Here is a 21,660-nt window from a genome sequence, read left to right on the forward strand (position 1 = left end):
CATCGGGGCGCGGTCGGTCGCTTCGCCCGACGCAGGTCGTTGGAAGGTACTCGATGAAGAGGTCATTCGTACTGGCGTTCGCCGGTGCACTCGCAACCCTGGCGCTTGCGATCCCACCGACGGCCGCCGCGGTCGCCGGAGAGCTCCCGGCAACGGGCACGATGCGGTCGGTGAGCGCCGAAGCGACCGATGAACACCACGACATCACCTTCGACGGCGGCTCGTTGAAGATCGACGGCCAACGACTCGTCGTCTGGTCGGGCGAGTTCCACTACTGGCGCTCGCCGAACCAGAGCCTCTGGCTGGACACCTTCCAGAAGATGAAGGCGAACGGATACAACGCGGTCTCGATCTACTTCGACTGGGCCTTCCACTCGCCGGCCCAGGGGGTCTACGACTTCACCGGTATCCGCGACGTGGACGCGCTGCTCGACATGGCCGAGGAGGCCGGCCTCTACGTGATCGCGCGACCGGGCCCGTACGTCAACGCCGAGACGCAGGGCGGCGGATTCCCCGACTGGATGATCGACGTGCCCGGCAAGGCGCGCACCGATGCGCCCGACTACCTCGCGGCGGTCGAAGAGTGGATGACGCAGATCGATGCGATCCTCGCCCGTCACCAGCTCACCGACGGCTCCGGCAGCGTCATCCTCGACCAGATCGAGAACGAGCTCGCCTCCACCGGCACGACCCAGAAGAACTACATGCAGCACCTCTACGACACAGTGCGTGCCGACGGCATCGACGTGCCGATCTTCCACAACGACAAGGGTCGCAACGGCATCTGGGTGCCCGAGGGGTCGAACGTGCCCGGCACGGTCGAAGGACCGGTCGACATGTACGCCTTCGACGGGTACGCGTCGGGCTCCTGCAGCACGAACGGCTCCGTGGGATCGCCGTCGGCCGCGCCCGACTGGGGCATCTTCGGCACGGGTGGCGCCACGGGCGGGGCGACCGCGTCGCCGAACACCCCCGGGTTCGGGGCCGAGATCGGCGGCGGCTGGTTCGACTACTGGGGGAGCTGGGGTTCCTACGAGTGCACCGCGCAGCGGACCGGACCCGGCATGGAGCGGGTCTTCTACGGCAACTACCTCGCCAACGGCCTCAGCATCCAGAACTACTACATGACCATCGGCGGCACGAACTGGGGTTGGCTCGCGGCGCCCGTCGTGTACACCTCGTACGACTACGGAGCTGCGATCAGCGAGGCGCGCCAGATCCGCCCGAAGGCCACGGCGATGAAGCTGCTCGGCAACTTCGTGCAGTCCGTGCCGGAGGTCTCCAACCTCGAGCGAAGCACGGATGTCACGCCTTCGTCGTCCAAGGTCAAGGTGCTGCACACGCAGGACCCCGAATCCGGCACGGACTTCTTCTTCACCGTGCACAACCCGTCGAACGGCACGACGAACGATGCGTTCACGTTCCCGATCACGACGGATGACGGCAGCTACACCGTCCCCCAGTCCGGAACCGTGCGACTGAACGGGCAGGACGCCAAGACGCTCGTCGCCGACTACGACCTCGACGGCCAGCACCTCGTGTACTCGACCTCCGAGATCATGACCCACTTCGCCCGCGAGGATGCCGACACGGTCCTGCTCCACGGACGCGACGGCGGAGACGGGGAGACCGTCCTTCGGTACGCGTCGGAGCCGACGGTGACCGTGCTCTCGGGCTCGGTGACCAGCACGTTCGACGCGGCGAAGGGCGACCTGCGACTCGACTACGTGCACGACGGCCTGGCCGAGGTGCGCATCTCGGGCGGCGGACGCCCCGACCTCACGCTCCTGCTGGCCGACACGACCACCGCAGGGGAGTTCTGGGTGCAGACGACGCCCGCCGGCGTCGTGCTCGAGCGCGGACCGGAGCTCGTCCGCACCGCGACGATCGACAGCTCGACGCTCGCCCTCACCGGCGACACCGCGGACGCCGTCGACCTCCAGGTGTGGGCGCCGGCGGGCGTCACGGCGGTCACGTGGAACGGCGCCGACGTCGCCACGACGGCGGGCCTCAGCGGAGACCTCCGGTCGACGTCTCAGCTCGCGGGCGTCGACGAGGTCTCCCTGCCCGACCTGACGCAGGCGACCTGGGCGACCGCACCTGGCTCGCCGGAATCGGACCCCTCGTTCGATGACACGGACTGGACGGCCGCGACCGAGACGACCACCACGAGCACGACCAAGCCGCCGACGGGCGCCCCGGTGCTGACCGCCGACGACTACGGATTCCACCAGGGCGACGTCTGGTACCGCGGCACGTACACCGGATCGGCGGATGCGTCGCAGCTCGCCATGTACTACGGCGCGGGCGGTGCCGGCCTGCTGCAGGTCTGGCTCGACGGCGTCTACCTCGGCCAGAACGTGCTCGCCACCGGGACATCCGCGCCGCCCACGACGGGAACCGCGAAGTTCACGATCCCCGAGCAATTGCGGGCGGGGAAGCACACGCTCGCGGTCATGGTGCGCAACAACGGCCACAACCAGGACGGCGGCGTCAACGACGCGCAGAAGGAGGGTCGCGGACTCATCTCGACGACGATGAGCGGGGCCAAGGGAACCGTCGCGACGCCGATCTCGTGGAAGGTGCAGGGCACCCTCGGCGGAGAGGACGTCGTCGACACCGCCCGCGGATCGAACAACGTCGGCGGCCAGTACGGTGAGCGCAGCGGCTGGTACCTGCCGGGCTTCCCCGACGACGACTGGGCGACCGCGACGCTTCCGTCCGAAGGCGCGATGCCGGGAACGACCTGGTACCGCACCTCGTTCGCCCTCGACATCCCCGACACGACGGATGCCTCGCTCGGCCTCACCATCGGCGACGCATCCAAGCCGCAGGGCACGGGGAACTACCGTGCGCTGATCTACCTGAACGGATGGAACGTCGGCCAGTACATCGCGAACGTCGGCCCGCAGCACACGTTCGTGCTGCCGAACGGCATCCTCGACCCGCAGGGGGAGAACACCCTCGCGATCGAGGTGACGAGTGACGGCGGACCCGGGAACGGGCTCGAGCAGATAGTGCTCGCCGACCTCGGGACGGTGCGCGGCGGGGTCGACCTGACGCTGAACGACGCCCCCGACTGGAGCGCGTCCGTCTACGGAGACGGCGACGTCGTCGACCAGGTCTCCGTCGACCACCTCACGAGCGACGCGAGCGACACGAGCAAGGGCGGCGACGTCATCCACGTCACCGGGACGGTCGCCAACCGCGGCGCCACCGAGGCGGATGTCACGGCGAAGCTCGGCGTGCCGACCGGCTGGAAGGTCGTTCCGTCAGCCGCGACCGCGATCGCCGACCTCGCACCAGGAGCCTCGGCTCCCGTCGCGTGGACGGTCACCGTGCCGACCACCGTCACCGCGGCCGACTACGAGGTCGTCGCGACCGCCGAATGGCAGGCCGACGGGACGACCCGGACGTCGGGCAACACGTTGACGTTCCCCGTGAGGTTCGCGGGCGACACGTTCGTCAGCGACATGGACTGGGTCTCGTCGGTGTCCGGATGGGGCACGATCGGCCGCGACGTCAGCGTCAACGGCGCACCACTCACGATGAACGGCGTCACGTACCCCAAGGGCATCGGCGTCAACGCGATCAGCACCGTCGTGGTCGATCTGCCCGAGCAGTGCACGTCGTTCACCAGCACCGTCGGTCTCGACGTCGGCTCGGCGAACAAGGGCTCGGTCACCTTCACCGTGATCGGCGACGGCACGACGCTGCTGACCACGCCCACGATCGCCGGGACGAATCCGCCCCGCGACATCCAGGTCGACATCACCGGCGTGAAGCGGCTCACCCTGACCGTCGGTGACGGCGGCAACGGGAACGGGCACGACAACGCCGACTGGGGCAACGCGGAGATCCACTGCGCCACCGATGAACCGATCGTGCCGACCGTGGCAACGGTCGCGCCGGCGGCCGGTCCGGCGGCGGGCGGCAACGCCGTGACGCTCACCGGCACGGGCTTCACGGCGGAGTCGACGGTCTCGGTCGACGGCTCGGACGCGATCGCGGTCGCCGACGTGGCATCCGACGGCACGTCGCTGCGGTTCACGGCACCGGAGCACGCTGCGGGCCGGGTCGAGGTCACGGTGGCCACGGGGGCGGCGACGAGCGCGCCGGCCGTGTACACCTACCTCCCGGTGCCGACGATCGCCGGAGCCACCCCGAACCATGGGCCGGTCGACGGCGGGACGGTCGTGACGCTGAGCGGCACGGGATTCACGGCCGAGTCGACGGTCTCGGTCGACGGCTCCGACCCGATCGTGCCGACCTCGGTGGACTCCGACGTGAACTCCGACAGCACCACGCTCGTCTTCGACGCTCCGGCGCACGATGCGGGCACGGTCGAGGTCGCGGTGACCACGGCGGGCGGCACGAGCGACCCGGTGGCGTTCACCTACGAGGCCCCGGCGACGGCTCCGGGGGCTCCGGATGCCCCGACCGCGGTCGCCGCGGGCGACACGTCCATCACCGTGACCTGGTCCGAGCCCGGCGATGACGGCCGGAGCCCGATCACGGGCTACGTCGTCTACGAGGCCGGCGTACCGGAACCGGTCTGCGAGGTGTCGGACTCCGTCACCACGTGCACCGTGACCGGGCTGGAGCTGGGCAGCACGCACGGATACGAGGTGGCCGCCATCAACGCGGTGGGCGAGGGAGCACGGTCGGCATCGAGCACCCCCGTGACGCTGCCGGACGTCCCGTCGGATGACGGCGCGATCGCGGTCCCCGCACCGGGCGTCCTCTCCTCGGACAACGGGTGGGACACCGGGCTCCAGCACGGCGCCTTCCGGATCACCTGGAACAACTGGTGGGGCGAGAACGCCTCGGTGTTCCAGCTCTACCAGGACGGCACCCTCGTCTCGAAGCAGTACCTCGATGCCGATGGGCGACGGGCGCAGAAGGCGACCGTCGACATCGCCGGCCTCGGCAACGGCGAGCACAAGTACGTGGCGGTGCTGAAGAACTCGAAGGGCCGGACCCAGTCCATGGCGCTCACCGTGAGCGTGACCGACGCGAACCCGGGCAAGCCCGTGCTCTCCTCCGACAATTGGGACCGTGACGGCGACTACACCGTGACCGCCGACCTGTGGTGGGGGACGAACGCGACCGCGTACCGGTTCCTCGAGGACGGCGTCGAGATCGGCGCTGGGAACTTGACGGCAGCGACGCCGAAGGCGCAGCGGGCCACCGTGCACGTGACGGATCGGCCGATCGGCACGCACACCTACACGGTCGAGTTCCGGAACCAAGCGGGTGCCACGACGTCCGCGCCGTTGACGGTCGCCGTGTCGAAGTAGTCCCGCCTGCAGGCCGCCCCCGACGAGTGCACTCTCGTCGGGGGCTTCTGCGTTCGCAACGGGGCTAGCATGAACCCGCTGCAGCGCACCGGCAATGCGGGAGGTGAGGTGTCGATGTTCACAGAGGAACGGCGTCAGGTGATCGTCTCCGCGCTGTCGTTGAACGGATCCCTGAGCGTGACGGAGATCGCCCGTCTCGTGCACTCGTCGCAGGTCACGGTGCGCCGAGACCTCATCGCACTCGAGGAGGCCAAGATCGTCACGCGCCGCCGCGGGGGTGCGACGATCGCGCGCCTCTCGATCGAGGAGCCGACGTACCTCGAGAAATCGACCGTCGCCTCGCTCGAGAAGCGGTCGATCGCGCTCGAAGCAGCGGAGCTGATCGCAGACGGCGACGTCGTGATGCTCGGCCCGGGAACGACCACGCAGGAGCTCGCGAAGCGGCTCGTGGAGCGCAGGATCATGGTCGCCACGACGTCGATCCTGGTCGCCGACGCGCTCCGCGACGCGCCGGGTGTCGAGACGATCCTGATCGGCGGGGTGTTCCGCGGTGAGATCCGCGCGACCGTCGGCGGCGCCGCCGAGCGGGCGATCGGGCGGCTCAGATTCCAGAAGCTCTTCCTCTCGGGCAACGGCCTGACCGGGCGGACGGGGCTGACCACCCCGAACGCCCACGTCGCGGGCGTCGATCGGGCGGCCGCCGACTCGAGCACCGAGATCATCGCACTGGTCGATCACACGAAAGTCGGCGTCGACTCCATCGTGCAGACGGTGCCGACCTCGAGGATCGGCACCCTCATCACCGATTCAGCCGCAGATGCCGGTGAGCTCGAAGCGCTGCGCGCTGCGGGCGTCGCCGTGAAGATCGCTGCGACCGACTGACCGGTCTCAGGCGTCCTGCACGCAGCGGGAGCCGATGTGCGGGCATCTCCGTGTCGTCTCGGTGGATCACCGCCCGCTGCTGAGCCACCGGTCACGGGAGAGGAACGCGAGCTGTCCGCGCTTGGTCGGCAGGTCGATGACCGGACCGGGTTCGAACCCGGTGCGCACCATGCGCTGCACGGCGGCCTCGTTGTCGACGTCGGGTTCGATGACGATTCGCTGCGCGCCGGGTGAGGCGAAGAGGAAGTCGCCGAGCACGCGTGAGATGCGGGTCGTGAAGGCGTCGATCGGTGCGCCACGGTCGCCGATGAAGACGTGCAGCCCGACGTCGCCCGGCTCGACGATGTAGCACTCGCCGACCGGGTCGTGCTCGGGCTCGTAGGTCTGCAGCAGCACGACGGGCGTGCCGTCGCGGAAGACCAGGAACGCGTGGTGGGTCTCGAGCCCGTCGACGTAGGCGTAGAGGTCGCGCAGCTCCTGCCGAGAGAGCTCGCCGAGCCCCCAGAACCTCGCCCGCGGCTGCGTCACCCACGCATGGATCACGTCGAGGTGCGCGTCGGGGTCGAGCACGAAGACCTCGATCGTGCCGAGGGCGGGGTCGTGGGCGGTGTGCACGAGGTCGCCGGGGCGGCCGGTCGCGAGGCGATCGGTGCTGGCGGTCGTCGTGCTGGTGGACTCGGTCATGCTCGGCTCGATTCGGTGGAGAGCGGATGTCGGTGGCGGGCGCCGATGGGGCGCAAGTGGGCGCTGGTCTCGAGACGCGCTTCGCGCTACTCGACCGGCGGCGGTCCGCCCGGCGGTGGGCCGACGGGCGGGGGATCGGCGGCGACCCAGTCGGCGAGCTGGTCGGCGAAGTGCGGCGAGGCGGGGTCGCCGGAGGCGCCGAAGGGCACGCTCCAGCGGCTGCGGTCGCGACCCCCGAGATCCCACGCCCAGCGCGCGACCGAGCCGCGCCAGCTGCGACGGGTGACGCCGGGCGTGGATCCGGTGCAGCGCACGGACTCGCCGTCGCCGCCGAGCGGGGCGTCGAGGTCTCGGCCCGGGTCCGCGACGCCGTCGATGTCCGCGAAGACGTGCAGGGGGAGCAGCCGATGTTCGTCGCCCCAGGTCTCGGCCGGGCGTGCGGTGGCCGCGCTCAGTGCGTCGCGCACGAGCGCGTCGCGGTGGGCGGCGAGGGCGGGAGCGTGCAGGAGCCCGGGCAGGGCAGCGGCGATACGGCCACGGGCGCCCATCCACGGGTCGTAGATCGCGCCGAACGGATGCGGGTCGTGCAGGCGTGCGAGCTCGGGCAGGGCGGCGACGCGGGCCACGAGCTCCTCGCGGAAGGCGGCGAAGCGCGCGGCGCCCGCGGAGTCGGCGTGCATGACGCCGTCCCACGCGCGGAGTTCGTCGAGCGCGGCGCCTGCATCGGGTGTCGCGGGCGCGCCATCCGCCCCCGCCGGCAGCAGCGCGAGCCAGTCGTCGAGTCCGCCGAGGAGCGCGTCGCCCCAGATGGGTGCGAGGTCGTCGACGGTCGCGGGGGGCTGCGCCTCGAGCAGCTCGCGGATGCGGCGGGCGCGGTGCGGCGGGGCGTACGCGCGCCCGAGATCCGCGTCGGAGCGTGTCGGGCGCTCGTTCGCATCCACGGCGATCGTGTCGACGGGCGTGGCCGGCGGCATCCGTCGATCCCCGACCGCACGGGTGAGCCGGCCATCGAGGGGGAGGCGACGCTCGGCGCGCGTGCGATCGGGCGCGCGGCCGACGGTCGCCGAGAGCACGGTGCCCCGCCGGTCGGCGGCGAGCACGCGGTTCACCGGGTCGACCCAGCGGTCGAACGCCGTGACGACGTCGGCCGCCGAGCAGGCGCGCAGCAACGGCAGCAGCGCGGCGAATCCGAGGTCGCGGTCGGCGCGCGCCGGCATCCGCACGCTCCAGGCCTCGAACTCGCCGTCAGCCAGGGGCGACAGGTCGGTGACGACGGTGCCGCGCTCGGTCTCGATCGCCTCGACCTCGACCGGGGCGGCGCCGCGCACCGCGATGGTCGAGTGCTCGACGGATGCCGCACGCCAGCCGTCGGGGCCGAGGGCTTCGTAGGCCGTGGTGCCCGACGCGGCAGCGTCGGCGGGGGAGTCGGGGACGCGGCGGAGGCGCTCGCGGAACACGTCGACGCTGTGCGCCATGGCGTTCGTGACGCCCCAGGCCGCGTGCCCGGTGTGCCCGAAGTGCGCGACCCCTGGCACGCCGGGGAACGCGAGGCCGATGACGTCGAACTCGTCGCAGGCGAGGCCGACCTGCTGGTAGACCCCCGGCAGCTCGAACAGCCGATGCGGGTCGCCCGCGAGCATCGGGAACCCCGATTCGGTCGACGAGCCGTGCACCGCCCACCCGTTGCTGCCCGACGAGGGCTCGGCGTCGTCCGCGCCCGTCAGCAGGTCGACCCAGTCGTCGCCGAGGGTCCGCGCGACGTGCTCGCCGAAGAGCAGGCTCGGGAACGACGAGAACAGCGCGTGCGCCACGTGCAGGATGCCGAGCGGCGCGTGGTCGGGCCAGTCGTCGAGGGGTGCGCGCTCGCCGAAGAGTGCGTCGAGCTCGGCGAACTCCGGGGCTCGTGCGCCGACCTCGCGCATGCCCCTGCGGACGCCGTCGACGTAGGCCGAGACGAACGAGCGGTCCTCGCCCTCGAGCTCGGCGAACGCCCGACGCGCCGTGTCGTCGAGACGGGCCCGCCGGGCGAAGACGTCCCAGTCGAGGCCGGCCGGGCCGATGAGCGCCGCGAGCGTGCCCTCGGCGCGGCGCCGGTCGATCTCGACCTGCCATCCGCGGTCGTGCGCCGTCGCCTCGCCCTGCAGGGCCGCGAGTTCGACGACGTCGCCGCCGCGCAGGTACGGGATGCCGCGTTCGTCGCGGGTGATCACGGCTGCACCGTCACGTCGAGGCGGGCGAGACGACGGCGGCCGCGGCATCCGCCCCGTGACCGGCGTCGGCAGCACCAGCACCCGCACCAGCACCAGTGCCATCGGCTGTGCGCCCGAACCGACGCGACCGCGCGATCGGGTTCGCCATTTCGCCCGCGTAGATGAGCGACTCCGACTGGTTCGCGAGGTCGACCATCTGCAGGGTGTTGCGCAGTTGCAGGCGGTTCAGGCACGAGTGCGCGAACGTCTCGGCGCGCAGGTCGATGCCCGAGGCGAGATGCGGATGCGCGACCTCGTGCTCGTCGACGCACTCGGCCACGAGTGCCCAGAACGTGTGCTCGTCGAGCGTGCCGTCGACGTGCAGGATGCCGGCTAGGTGACGCAGCACGCCGTCGAACACGTCGGTGAAGATCGCCAGCGCCTTCTCGCGGTCGTCGACCTCGGCGATGATGCGCTGCACGTCCTCGGGCACGGGCGGCGTACGTCGGCCGGAACCCGGCGACGGCGCCGACAGCAGGGCGACCTCCTCGCCGATGTCCTTCATGAAGACGCCGACCGGCACCGCATCCTCGAGCACGAGGATCAGGTTCTCGCCGTGCGGCATGAACGCGAGGTCGTATGCGCGAAGGCAGTGCACGAGGGGCAGCAGGTAGGCGCGCAGGTAGGCCCGCGCCCAGTCGACGGCGGGCAGGGCGGATGCCGCGACGAGCGCGGACGCGACCGAGCCGCCCGCGGCATCCCGATGCAGCAGCGCGGCCATCGTGCTGAGCCGCTGGTTCGGGGCCAGCAGCGGCACCGGGCTCTCGCGCCAGAGCGCGGCGAGCATCTTGCGGTGCGGCGAGACCGTGCGCGTGCGGTGGTACGCGTCGCCCGTGTAGCCGATCGACGCGTGCTCGCGCAGCACGCGGAACCCGGCCTCGCCGAGGGTCTCGTCGGCCTCGACGAGCTCGCCGACCCAGTCGTTGATCGCGGGCGTCACGCGCATGTACGCGGGGGAGAGGCCGCGCAGGAACCCCATGTTCTGGATCGACAGGGCGGTCTTGACGTAGTCGCGGCCCCAGTCGTCGGCGTTGAACATCGTGCGCAGCGACTGCTGGGCGAGGTACCGGTCGAAGCCCTCGCCGAGGAACACGAGGTTGCCCTTCGCGAGGTCGGGCGCGAACGTGATCGCGATGCGGTGCTCCCACTGCCACGGGTGCACGGGCAGCAGCAGGTAGTCGGCCGGGTCGAGGCCCGCGCCGACGAGGCGCGCCTCGAACGCGTCGAGCTGCGCCTGCCCGAGCTGCTTGCGCAGGAACGACTGCCGGTCGAGCCCTTCGCCGAGCGCGAAGTGCGTGAACTCGCGCCGGGCGGCCAGCCAGACGAGCGTGAACGGCTCGGCCGCCTCGGGCGCGTACGTCGAGTACTCCGAGACGCCGAAGCCGATGCGGCCGTTGTTCGCCACGAAGCCCGGGTGGCCCTCGGTCATCGACGACTCGATCGTCTGGAAGTCGGCGCGGGCCAGCTCGGCCGCCGTCGGGCCGCCCTGCGTCGACTTGAACGCGCTGCTCGCCAGGGTCGACGCGATCTCCTCGAGGTAGGTCGCGAGCAGTGCGTCGGGGATGCCGAGCAGCGGCTGCAGCTCGATGATGAACGCCTGCGCGTCGAGGGGCGTCGGCGTGCCGTCGACGAGGCGTTCGAGCGTCGGCTCGTCGAGCACCCAGTGCTCGAGGGCGAACCGGTCGGCCTCGAAGCGGTACTCGACGCGGCCGCCGTCGAGGGCGAGGCGGTAGGAGCGTGCGGATGCCTCGGGGGCGGCCGGCACGGGCGCGAGCAGGCGTTCGTGCGTGAACTCCGCGATCGCCTTCGCCACGAGGTGCCGCTGGGCGGTCGCCATCGCGGCCGCGGTGAGGTGCGCGGCGGGGTTCGCCGGGCGGGTCGTCTGCTGCGCGGTCGCGTGCGTCGTCGGGGTCATGCGCGGGCTCCGAGTCGTTCGTGGTCGGGAAGGGCGCCGAGGGCGGATGCCGCGAAGTCGGCGCGCGTGCACACCGAGAGGTTCGCCCGCTTCACGTGCTCGCCCTCTGGCACGTCGACCTCGCCGAGCACGCGGAATCCGGCTCGCGCGTTCTTGGCCGCGATGCGCTCGTTGCGCACGTCGGGCTCGACGACCACGCGCTCGGCGCCGAGCTCGTCGAAGCACCAGCGCATGACGGCGGCGAAGACGGCATCCGTGAGTCCGTGGCGGGCGTGGCCGTCGGCCGGGGCGACGAGCACGTGCATGCCCAGGTCGCCCGGCAGCGCGTCGTGGATGCCGACGAGCAGCACGCTCGCGGGGTCGTACGTCTCGGCGAGGAACGCCGGGGCGCCGTCGACCGCGCCGAGCCAGGAGTCCTGGCGCGGATGCGTCGAGACCTCCGCGAGGTAGTCGGCGACCTCGGCGACGCCGAGCTCCTGCATGCCCCAGAACGCGGACTTCGGATGCGCCAGCCACCGCTGCACGGCGGGCGCGTCGAGCCGGGCATCCACGGGTCGGATGTCGATCTCGTAGTCGGTCACGACGGTCATCGCAGCACCTCCGCCGGTCGAGTGGGCGCGCCAGCGCCGACCTCCGCCGGTCGAGGAGGCGCGCCGGCGCCGTCTCGAGAGCCGGTCGCGACATCCGCCGGCACCCCGAACTGCTGGAACGCGATGCTGCGCTCGAGCGGGTAGATCTCGTGGCCGCAGATGTTCGCGATGATCTGGGCGTTGCGCCAGGCGCCGAAGCCCAGATCGGGGGCGGTGAGGCCGTGCGTGTGCTCCTCGCCGTTCTGCACGAAGACGCGCCCGCGCCCGCCGTCGATGCTGTAGTCGCGGGCGACGTCGAGCCGGCCGAGCGCGTCCCACTCGAAGCGGTCGCGCACCGGGTCGAGGAACGCGGGCACGCGGGCCGAGTAGCCGGTCGCGAGCACGAGCGCGTCGGTCTCGCGCTCGTACTCCTGCTCGAGCTGGGCGTGCCGAAGCCGCAGGCGGAACCGCGTGCCGTCCCACGACGCCTCGAGCAGCTCGGTGTCGGTGAGCAGCGTCGTCGGCACCGGGCCCGAGGCGCTGAGCTCGTAGAGCGTGTCGTAGATCTCGTCGATGAGCTCGCCCGAGATGCCCTTGTAGAGGCCGCGCTGCTCGCGCCCGAGCTGCTGGCGCAGGGCGAGCGGCAGCCCGTGGAAGTGGTCGGTGTACTCGGGACTCGTCATCTCGAGCGTGAGCTTCGTGTACTCCATGGGGAAGAACCGCGGCGACCGGGTGATCCAGTCGAGGCGGTAGCCATCGGATGCCGCGTCGGCACCGAGTGCGGCGGCCGACCCGCTCCCGCGTACGTCGCCGAGCAGGTCGCGGTAGATCTCGGCCGCGGACTGCCCGCTGCCGACGACGGTGATCGACCCGGCGCCCTGCAGGCGTTCGCGGTTCGGCAGGTACTCCGAGCTGTGCACGACGAGACCCGGCAGGTCGCGCAGGGCCGCCGGCACGGTCGGCGCGGTGCCGACGCCGAGCACGAGGTGCCTGGCCGAGTAGGTCTCGACGTCGCCCGTTGCGAGGTCGAGCGCACGGACCGTGTAGACGTCGTTCGCCTCGTCGTGGTCGACCGAGACGACGTCGCGCCCCCACCGCAGCGACGGCAGCTGCTCGCTCGCCCACCTGCAGTACGCGTCGTACTCGGCGCGCAGCGGGTAGAAGCTCTCGCGGATGTAGAAGGGGTAGAGCCGCCCGCTCTGCTTCAGCCAGTTGAGGAACGAGAACGGCGACGTCGGGTCGGCCATCGTCACGAGGTCGGCCATGAACGGCACCTGGATCGTCGCGCCGTCGAGCATCATGCCGTGGTGCCACGCGAACCCGTCGGCGCGGTCGAGGAACACGGCGTCGAGCGCGAGCGGCTCGAGCAGGCACGCGAGCCCGAGGTTGAACGGGCCGATGCCGATGCCGACGACGTCGTGCACGCGGCCGGGTGCGCCGGGTTGCGCGCCGGGTGCGCCGGACGCACCGGGCTGCGTCGGGCTCACGCCACGACCTCCACGTCGCGCAGGTCGACGAGGGCCGTCGCGGCATCCTTCACGAGATCGAGGACGCGGCGGATGTCGGCCGCCGACGTCTCGGGGTTCAGCAGGGTGAGCTTGAGGCAGGGCCGCCCGTCGATGACCGTCTTCGCGACGAGCGCCCGACCGGACTCGAAGAGCACGCGCCGCACCTGCGCGACGAGGGCATCCTGCGTCTGCTCGTCGGCGCCGTCGGGGCGCACGCGGAAGAGCACCGTGCTCAGCTGCGAGCGGCCGACGAGCTCGAGCTCGGGGTCGGCCGCGACCTCGTCGCCCACGGCGGAGGCGAGCGCGAGCACCTCGTCGAACAGGTCGCCGAGGCCGTCGGCGCCGATCGCGCGCAGCGTCGTCCAGAGCTTCAGCGCGTCGAAGCGCCGGGTCGTCTGCAGCGACTTGTCGACCTGGTTCGGCTCCTCGTTCTCGAGCGGATTCAGGTAGTCGGCGTGCCAGGCGGCGGCCCGCAGGTCGGCCGGTTCGCGCACGACGAGCGCGCTCGACGAGACCGGCTGGAAGAAGCTCTTGTGGAAGTCGACGGTGACCGAGCGCGCGCGCCCGATGCCGGCGATGAGCTCGCGGTGCCGGCGCGACACGAGCAGTCCGCAGCCGTAGGCCGCGTCGACGTGCAGCCACACGTCGTGGGCGTCGCAGTGCTCGGCGATCGCGGCGACCGGGTCGATGACGCCGCGATCGGTCGTGCCGGCGGTCGCCACCACGGCCATCGGGATGCGGCCGGCTGTGCGGATCGCCGCGAGCGATGCGGCGAGGGCCGCGGCATCCATTCGTCCCTCGCCGTCGTCGGGAACGCTCACGACGGCGTCGTCGCCGAGGCCGAGGATGAGGGCCGACTTCTCGACGCTGAAGTGGCTCGACGCGGTGGCGAGGATATTGAAGCGGGGGAGCACCTCGGCACGCGAGCCGCCGTGCTGGGCGAGCGCCCATTCGCGGGCGAGCAGCAGTGCGTGCAGGTTCGACTGCGTGCCGCCCGAGGTGAAGACGCCGTCGCCGTGCTCGAAGCCGATGCGCTGTGCGGTCCACTCGACGAGTCGGCGCTCCATGAGCGTGCCGACCGCCGACTGGTCGTAGGTGTCGACCGACGGGTTGACGGCGGCGAGGATCGCCTCGGCGGCGACCGCGGGCAGGGCGACGGGGCAGTTCAGGTGGGCGGCGTACGCCGGGTCGTGGAACCAGATCGCGTGCTCGAGGAAGAGCCCGTCGACCTCGCGCAGCGCCTCGGCCGTGCCGACGCCCTCGGCGTCGAGGTCGACGGCGTCGACGAGGTGCTGCAGCTCGGCGCGGCTCGCGCCCGAGAACGGCTGGGTCGTGGAGGCCACGCGAGAGGCCACGAGCCCCGTCGCGCGCCCCAGAAGGTCGGTGTACTCGGGAACGGTCGAACTCATCAGCAGATCACGCATGCGCGTCGGCTCCCCCTGTCGGTCGCGGTCGGTCGATTGGCCGGGGTTAGCATAGCCTTACCTAAGTGTCGCCATGCAACATGACGAAGTGTTCCGTCCCCCGTTTGCGGGGCATCCGGTGCCGAAACACCTGCTCGACCGGCTGCGGCGGTCGCGCGTCATGCGCGGCAACATCCGGGGGCCACCCGGCAGGGGTTGATTAGGCTCCCGACGTGACCGAGACCCCCTCCGCAGAACCGTCAGACGGCGGCATCATCCTCGACTGGTTCATCCCGCTCACGGGCGACTCGCGCACCGACCTCAGCCAGGGCTCGGCGATGACCTACGACGGGCAGTCCGCGGCGCCCGCACGGCGGGAGCCCGACATCCGGTACCTGTCGCAGATCGCGCGCTCGGTGGAACAGCTCGGCTACCACGCCGTGCTCATCCCGACCGGCGGCCGCAGCGAGGAGAGCTGGGTCGCGGCGAGCTCGCTCGCACAGCACACGCGCGACCTCGACTACCTCGTGGCGTTCCGGCCCGGCCTCATGTCGCCCACGCTGCAGGCGCAGGTCGCGGCGACGTTCCAGCGGTACAGCGGCGACCGCCTGCGCGTGAACGTCGTCATCGGCGGCGACGACGCCGAGCAGCGCAAGTACGGCGACCGCATCGGCAAGGACGCCAGGTACGCGCGCGCGGCCGAATACCTCGACATCGTCCGCCGGCTCTGGAACGGCGAACGCGTCGACGTCGACAGCGAGTTCCACACGATCGAGGGCGCGCAGCTCCCGAAGCTCGGCGTGCAGCCCGAGATCTACCTCGGAGGCTCGTCGGATGCCGCGATCGACGTCGCGGCCGCGCACTGCGACGTCTACCTGACCTGGGGCGAACCCCCGGCGCAGGCCGGGGAGAAGATCGCCCGGGTCCGCGAGGCGGCGGCCACGCGCGGACGGACCCTGCGCTACGGCATCCGCCTGCACGTGATCGCCAGGCCCACGAGCGAGGAGGCGTGGCGCGTGGCCGACGAGCTCGTCGCCGGCCTCGATCCCGAGGTCGTCGCGAAGGCCCGCGAGTCGTTCCTCGCGTCGGCCTCGGTCGGCCAGCGGCGCCAGGCCGAACTCGTCGACGGCGGCCTGCGCCGTGAGGACCTCGAGGTGTACCCCGGACTCTGGGCCGGCATCGGCCTCGTGCGCGGCGGCGCGGGCACGGCCCTCGTCGGCAGCTACGCCGAGGTCGCCGCACTCATCCGCGAGTACCGCGCGGTCGGGTTCACCGAGTTCGTGCTCTCGGGCTACCCGCACCTCGAGGAGGCGTACTGGTTCGCCGAGGGCGTGGCCCCGCTGCTCGACCTCGCACCCCGACGGACCTGAGCCGGGGCGACGGCACCGCCCCCGCGAGCCGGATCAGCCGACGGATGCCGCAGGCGGCCGCCCGCGGCATCCGCTCACCGACTGCACGGGCGAGCCCTCAGGCGTCGCGTGCGCAGCGGAACCCGATGTGCGACATCCCGGTGTCCTCGGTCTGCGGTGAGCGCGCCGCGGGCCGGAACCGGAGGCAGTACTCGGGCGAGCAGAGGTGCGACCCGCCCTTGAGCACGCGGCGGGGGAGCGCTTCGAAGCCCTCCTGCGCGCTCGCGGCCGCGAGCAGGTTCTCGCGCTTGCCCGCGTCGATCGGGGCATCCGAGAGCTGCACGTGCCGGGGCGTGTAGTAGTCGCTCGTCCACTCCCACGTGTTGCCGATCATGTCGAAGAGCCCGTAGCCGTTGGCCGGGTACGAGCCGACCGGAGCCGTGCCGCCCCAGCCCTGGTTGTCGTACGGGAACCGCCCGATCCACGAGTTGGCCTGCGGCACGCCGCCGGGATACGGCTCGTCGCCCCACGCGAAGCGCGCCCCGTCGAGGCCGCCGCGCGCCGCGTACTCGTGCTCGGCCTCCGTGGGCAGTCGCTTGCCGGCCCAGGCCGCGTAGGCCGTGGCATCCTCGAACGCGACGTGCACGACCGGATGCCGCAGGCGGTCGTCGATGCCGGACGCCGGTCCGAACGGGGCCCGCCAGTGGGCGCCGGGCTGCCACCGCCACCAGTTGCGCCAGTCGCGCAGGTCGACCGGCCCGGCGGTGGGCGTGAAGACCATGGCACCGGGCACGAGGTCGGCCGGGTCGGCGCCCGGGAAGTCGCGCGGATCGAGCTCGCGCTCGGCGACCGTGACGTACCCGGTGTCGTCGACGAAGCGCGCGTACTCCTCGTTCGTCACCTGGTGGCGGTCGATGAGGAAGTCGGCGACGACCCGTTCGTGCGCGGGGCGCTCGTCGGGATAGAACTCGTCGCTGCCCATGCGGAACGTTCCCCCGGTGATGCGCACCATGTCGTCTGCCACCGTTCAACCGTAGCCGCCGCGCTGCGCATGACGGCTCGCCCGGCGGCTCGCGACACCCGAGGAGGCGGAGCGCGTCAGCGGGTGAAGCGCGCGAGGTGCGCCTCGAGGTGGTCGCCGACGTCGACGGTCTCGGGGTCGTAGAGCCACTGCAGCTGCAGGCCGTCCCACATCGCGATGAGCCAGACGGCCTCGAAGGCGGCGTCGACGGGGTCGCCCCCGCGTTCCTCGGCCGCGCCCGCGAACAGTCCCGTGAACTGTGCGATCGCCGACTCGAAGCGCCGGAGGAAGTAGGCGTGCGCCGGATGCGATGCCGCGGCCGCCTCGGCGGAGAGCACGGCGTAGACCTCGATGAGTCCGGCCTCGTGCTCGGCGTTCAGTCGGGCGTGGCGGGGGATGTCGCGGAGGTACCCGGTCGGCGAGGCGTCCGCGTCGAACGCGATGCGCTCGTCGATGGTGCTGTCGCGATGCGCGATCACGGCGCTCAGCAGCTCGTCCTTGCTCGAGAAGTGGTGCAGCAGCGTCGACTTGCCGATGCCGGCCTGCTCGGCGATCTCGCGGAGGCTCGTCGCGTGGAACCCGCGGCGTGCGAACAGTGCCGAGGCGTCGGCCACGATCTGCGCACGCCGGGCCCGACCGGGGGCGTATCCCGTCTCGGGTTCCGCGTCGGGCGCGAGGCCGAACGTGCCGGCATGCGGTGCTGACGGGGAGGCGACGGATGCCGCGGCCCGGCCGGTCGCGGCGGTCGACCGGCCCGGAGCCCCCGGGCCGCGGAGCCGGTCGAGGTGCCGGTCGAGCATGGCCGGGATGTCGACGCGGTCGGGCAGGTAGAGCGAGATCAACTGCAGGCCGTCCCACGCCGCCGCGAGGCGGATCGTCTCGCCGACGGCGTCGATCGTGGGCGGCAGCTCACCGGCGTCGATCGCGGCCCGGAACAGCTCGGAGGAACGGGCGCGCAACTCGGCGTGCCGCTCGCGGAACTGCGCGTGCGCGGGGTGCGCCGCGCTCGTCGCCTCGCCCGCGAGCGTGGTGAAGAGCGGGAGGTAGCCGTCGATGGCGGCGTTGCGCCTCGCGACCTCGCCGAAGGTGCGCAGGCCGTCGCCGCCCGGGCCGAGCTGCACCTCGAGCTCGGCCTCGGTGCGGGCGGTGAAGTCGGCCACGACCGCTTCGAGGAGCTCGTCCTTCGAGGGGAAGTGCCGGATCACGCCGGGGTGCGAGAGGCCGGCCTCGGCGGCGATGTCGCGCATCGAGACCGCGCCGAAGCCGCGTTCGACGAAGAGGCGGGATGCCGCGGCCAGGATGTTCGCGCGGGTGCGGGCGGTGGCGGCTGCGCGGTTCGCCGGCGCCGTGGCGCGAGCTGCGGCATCCGCCGTGATCGCCTGCTGCATCGCCGCCCCCGAATCGTCTTCGGGACATCCTCCCACAACCCCGTTACCACTCGATCGACTTTCAGTTACCACTTGGTCTGGATTGGTGTATTCTCGTGCGAGAGCCAAAGACGGCTCGGTTTTCGCGGAAGGAAACTCATGACAGAGTCGTCACTCATCGACACGGCCGCTCCCGGCAGCGGCCTGCCCGGCGAGACCACCGGCGCGGCCGGCCGGACCGGCAACGCGCCGAGGGGCTACATCCCCACCCTCGCCCTGTCGAACTTCGGGCTCTACCTCGCCCTGCTCACGCCGGTGCTGGTCTCGCTCGCCTTCAAGGTGCAGCACATCACCGCTTCGGCCGAAGCGGCCACGAACGCGCTCGGCCTCATCATGGGCGTCGGCGCACTCTTCGCGATCATCTGCAACCCGCTCGTCGGCCGCCTCTCCGACCGCACCGTCTCGCGCTTCGGCATGCGTCGCCCCTGGATGCTCGGCGGCGTGCTCGTCGGCCTCGCCGCCTGCGCGCTCATCGGCGTCGCGACCGACGTCTGGATCGTGCTCATCGGCTGGTGCGTCGTGCAGGCCTCGCTGAACGGCGTCATGGCCGCCTCGACCGCGACCGTGCCCGACCAGGTGCCGGTCGACTCCCGCGGCAAGGTGTCGGGCATCATCGGCCTGACGACCCCGCTCGGCATCCTCGGCGGCAGCTTCCTCGTGAACTTCCTCTCCGACGACCTCAGCCGGTTCCTCGTGCCGGCCCTCATCGCCGTCGTCTTCGTGGGCGTCTTCGTCTTCACGCTCAAGGACCGCGTGCTCACCGAGAAGCCCGCCGAACGCTACGGCGTCAAGGAGTTCTTCGGGTCGTTCGTCTTCAACCCGCGCAAGCACCCCGACTTCGGCTGGACCTGGCTCACCAAGTTCCTCATCATGTTCGGCTACGCCGGCATCGCGACGTTCCTGCCCTTCTACCTGACCGAGCAGTTCGGCCTCAGCGAGCAGGACGCGATCACCACGATCCTCATGGCGAACCTCGCCTCGATGGTCGCGATGGCGCTCTCGGGCCCCATCGGCGGCATCCTCTCCGACAAGATCGGCAAGCGCCGACCGTTCGTCGCCGTCGCCGGCGGCGTCATGGTGCTCGGCCTCGTGATCCTCGCGTTCGCCCCGAGCATCCCGATGGTGCTCGTCGCCCAGGCCGTCATCGGCTTCGGCGCCGGCTCGTTCATGTCGGTCGACACCGCGCTCGCGACCCAGGTGCTGCCCAACCCGAAGGACACCGCGAAGGACCTCGGCGTGCTGAACATGGCCAACGCGCTGCCGCAGTCGCTCGCCCCCGTGATCGCCCCCTCCATCATCGCCTTCGGTGCCACCACGTCGCTCGGCGGCTACAGCACCTTCTACCTCTTCGGCGCCCTCGTGGCCCTCGCCGGCGCCGTGCTCGTCTACCGCATCAAGGGAGTGAAGTAACACCATGACCGACACCATCGAGAACCTCGACCACGGCACCACGGATGCCGCGGCATCCGCCGACCTGCCCGTCGACCCCACGTACCGCGACGCGAGCCTGCCCGTCGACGAGCGCGTCGAGAACCTGCTCGGCCAGATGACCCTGCAGGAGAAGGCCGGACTCTTCTTCCAGACCATGATCGCGATGAGCCAGGACGGCGAGCTCTCCGAGGCGAACCCGATGTTCGGGCTGCCCTCGAACGAGGAGCAGGTCATCGGCAAGGGCATGACGCACTTCAACGTGCTCGGTTCCGCGCCGTCGGCCGAGCTCATGGCGCAGTGGCACAACAAGCTGCAGGAGCTCGCAGCCTCGACGCGGCTCGGCATCCCCGTGACGATCTCGACCGACCCGCGCCACTCCTTCAGCGACAACCCGCTCGCGGGCATGCTGTCCGGCCCGTTCTCGAGCTGGCCCGAGACCGTCGGCCTCGCGGCGATCCGCGACGAGGCGCTCGTCGAGCGCTTCGGGGACATCGCTCGCCAGGAGTACACGGCCGTCGGCATCCGCGTGGCGCTGCACCCGCAGATCGACCTCGCGACCGAGCCGCGCTGGGGCCGCCAGGTCGCCACGTTCGGCGAGGACGCCGAACTCACCGGCAAGCTGGGCGCCGCCTACATCCGCGGATTCCAGGGCGAGTCGTTCGGGCCGGGCTCGGTCTCGACCATGACGAAGCACTTCCCGGGCGGCGGACCGCAGATGGACGGTGAAGACGCGCACTTCCCGCACGGCCGCGAACAGGTCTACCCCGGCGGCGAGTTCGAGCTGCACCTCAAGCCCTTCGAGGACGCCTTCGCGGCCGGCACCCGCCAGATCATGCCGTACTACGGCATGCCCGTCGGCACCGAGTACGAAGAGGTCGGTTTCGGCTTCAACAAGTCGGTCATCACGGGTCTGCTGCGCGAGCGCTACGCGTTCGAGGGCATCGTCTGCACCGACTGGGGCCTCATCTCCGACGCCGAGATCTTCGGCGAGCCGTTCCCGGCGCGCGCCTGGGGCGTCGAGCACCTCACGCCGCGCGAGCGCGTGATCAAGGTGCTCGAGGCCGGCGTCGACCAGTTCGGCGGCGAGGCGATCCCCGAGCTGCTCGTCGAGCTCGTCGAGGCCGGCGACGTCACCGAGGCCCGCCTCGACGAGTCGGCCCGACGCCTGCTGCGCGAGAAGTTCGTGCTCGGGCTCTTCGACCAGCCGTTCGTCGACGTCGAGCACGCCGCCCGCGTGGTCGGTTCCGACGAGTTCGTCGCCGCGGGCGAGGCCGCCCAGCGCGCCTCGATCACGGTGCTCACCAACACGACGACGGATGCCGGTGCCCCGACCCTTCCCCTCGCGCGGGGCCTCAAGCTCTACGTCGAGGGCATCGCCCCCGAGGTCGCGGCCGAGTACGGCACGGTCGTCGAGACCCCGGCCGAGGCGGATGTCGCGGTGATCCGCACGCACGCCCCGTTCGAGGAGCGGTCGTCGACGTTCGAGAACTTCTTCCACCAGGGCTCGCTCGACTTCACCGCCGAGGCCGTGGCGCACTTCCGCGAGGTCGGCGCCGCGGTTCCCACCGTGATCGACGTGCACCTCGACCGCCCCGCGATCCTCACGCCGTTCGTCGGCGACGTCGCGGCGATCGTGGGCAACTACGGCGCCAGCGCGCGCGCCGTGCTCGACGTGCTCACGGGCGCGGCGTCGCCGCTCGGCAGGCTGCCGTTCGACCTGCCCTCGAGCATGGCCGCCGTCGAGGCGAGCCGCGAAGACGTGCCGTTCGACACGAAGGACCCGCTGTTCCGCTTCGGCCACGGGCTCAGCCTGTAGGTCCGGCTTCGCACCCCGCACGGCACCGGCCCCGCGGCATCCGATCGGATGTCGCGGGGCCGGTGCCGTGCTGCCTGCGCGGGGCCCTACCCTCGTGGCGGCCCAC

The 21,660-nt window shown here is 71.5% G+C and carries 13 protein-coding genes; 5 read left to right on the forward strand and 8 right to left on the reverse strand.

Going from position 1 to position 21,660, the window contains the following annotated elements; translation table 11 throughout:
• The first annotated feature begins 170 nt into the window (after positions 1–170).
• On the forward strand, positions 171–5,300 hold the full coding sequence (locus ABIC29_RS13635) for a beta-galactosidase (RefSeq protein WP_354246132.1): 5,130 nt from the start codon (positions 171–173) through the stop codon (positions 5,298–5,300).
• Positions 5,301–5,414: 114 nt separating this feature from the next.
• Positions 5,415–6,182 carry a DeoR/GlpR family DNA-binding transcription regulator gene (locus tag ABIC29_RS13640; RefSeq protein ID WP_116082035.1) on the forward strand — a complete coding sequence of 256 codons (768 nt, stop codon included), beginning with the start codon at positions 5,415–5,417 and terminating at the stop codon, positions 6,180–6,182.
• Between the two features lie 66 nt (positions 6,183–6,248).
• Here ABIC29_RS13640 and ABIC29_RS13645 read toward each other — a convergent pair whose 3' ends face one another.
• The 6 genes from ABIC29_RS13645 to ABIC29_RS13670 all read right to left on the reverse strand — a co-directional run bounded on the left by ABIC29_RS13645 (position 6,249) and on the right by ABIC29_RS13670 (position 14,531).
• Complete coding sequence (locus ABIC29_RS13645; RefSeq protein WP_354246136.1) at positions 6,249–6,866, reverse strand: GNAT family N-acetyltransferase; 618 nt, start codon at positions 6,864–6,866, stop codon at positions 6,249–6,251.
• Positions 6,867–6,952: 86 nt separating this feature from the next.
• A complete protein-coding gene (locus ABIC29_RS13650) occupies positions 6,953–9,076 on the reverse strand; it encodes a penicillin acylase family protein (protein WP_354246139.1) in 2,124 nt (707 codons plus the stop codon).
• A gap of 10 nt (positions 9,077–9,086) precedes the next feature.
• Positions 9,087–11,030, reverse strand: a complete 1,944-nt coding sequence (locus ABIC29_RS13655; protein WP_354246142.1) for an IucA/IucC family protein — start codon at positions 11,028–11,030, stop codon at positions 9,087–9,089.
• On the reverse strand, positions 11,027–11,620 hold the full coding sequence (locus tag ABIC29_RS13660) for a GNAT family N-acetyltransferase (RefSeq protein WP_116080125.1): 594 nt from the start codon (positions 11,618–11,620) through the stop codon (positions 11,027–11,029). Before ABIC29_RS13660 ends, ABIC29_RS13655 begins: the two co-directional genes overlap by 4 nt.
• On the reverse strand, positions 11,617–13,086 hold the full coding sequence (locus ABIC29_RS13665) for a lysine N(6)-hydroxylase/L-ornithine N(5)-oxygenase family protein (RefSeq protein ID WP_116080126.1): 1,470 nt from the start codon (positions 13,084–13,086) through the stop codon (positions 11,617–11,619). Before ABIC29_RS13665 ends, ABIC29_RS13660 begins: the two co-directional genes overlap by 4 nt.
• A complete protein-coding gene (locus ABIC29_RS13670; RefSeq protein WP_116080127.1) occupies positions 13,083–14,531 on the reverse strand; it encodes a pyridoxal phosphate-dependent decarboxylase family protein in 1,449 nt (482 codons plus the stop codon). The genes ABIC29_RS13665 and ABIC29_RS13670 overlap by 4 nt, the downstream gene beginning before the upstream one ends.
• 212 nt (positions 14,532–14,743) lie before the next feature.
• On the opposite strand from ABIC29_RS13670, the gene ABIC29_RS13675 reads away from it, so the two are divergent.
• Complete coding sequence (locus ABIC29_RS13675) at positions 14,744–15,880, forward strand: LLM class flavin-dependent oxidoreductase (RefSeq protein WP_354246146.1); 1,137 nt, start codon at positions 14,744–14,746, stop codon at positions 15,878–15,880.
• A gap of 97 nt (positions 15,881–15,977) precedes the next feature.
• Here the strand turns inward: ABIC29_RS13675 and ABIC29_RS13680 are convergent, their stop codons facing one another.
• Together ABIC29_RS13680 and ABIC29_RS13685 are read right to left on the reverse strand one after the other, a co-directional pair.
• A complete protein-coding gene (locus ABIC29_RS13680) occupies positions 15,978–16,871 on the reverse strand; it encodes a formylglycine-generating enzyme family protein (protein ID WP_354246504.1) in 894 nt (297 codons plus the stop codon).
• An 86-nt stretch (positions 16,872–16,957) separates the two neighbouring features.
• A complete protein-coding gene (locus tag ABIC29_RS13685; RefSeq protein ID WP_354246149.1) occupies positions 16,958–18,268 on the reverse strand; it encodes a TetR/AcrR family transcriptional regulator in 1,311 nt (436 codons plus the stop codon).
• A 138-nt stretch (positions 18,269–18,406) separates the two neighbouring features.
• On the opposite strand from ABIC29_RS13685, the gene ABIC29_RS13690 reads away from it, so the two are divergent.
• Positions 18,407–19,717 (forward strand): MFS transporter, encoded by a 1,311-nt coding sequence (locus tag ABIC29_RS13690; protein ID WP_354246152.1) that lies wholly within the window; start codon positions 18,407–18,409, stop codon positions 19,715–19,717.
• 4 nt (positions 19,718–19,721) lie between these two features.
• A complete protein-coding gene (locus ABIC29_RS13695) occupies positions 19,722–21,554 on the forward strand; it encodes a glycoside hydrolase family 3 protein (RefSeq protein WP_116080131.1) in 1,833 nt (610 codons plus the stop codon).
• The last annotated feature ends 106 nt before the right edge of the window (positions 21,555–21,660 follow it).

Origin of the sequence: Agromyces sp. PvR057 (genome assembly GCF_040547485.1) — a bacterium.
Taxonomy (GTDB): Bacteria; Actinomycetota; Actinomycetes; order Actinomycetales; family Microbacteriaceae; genus Agromyces.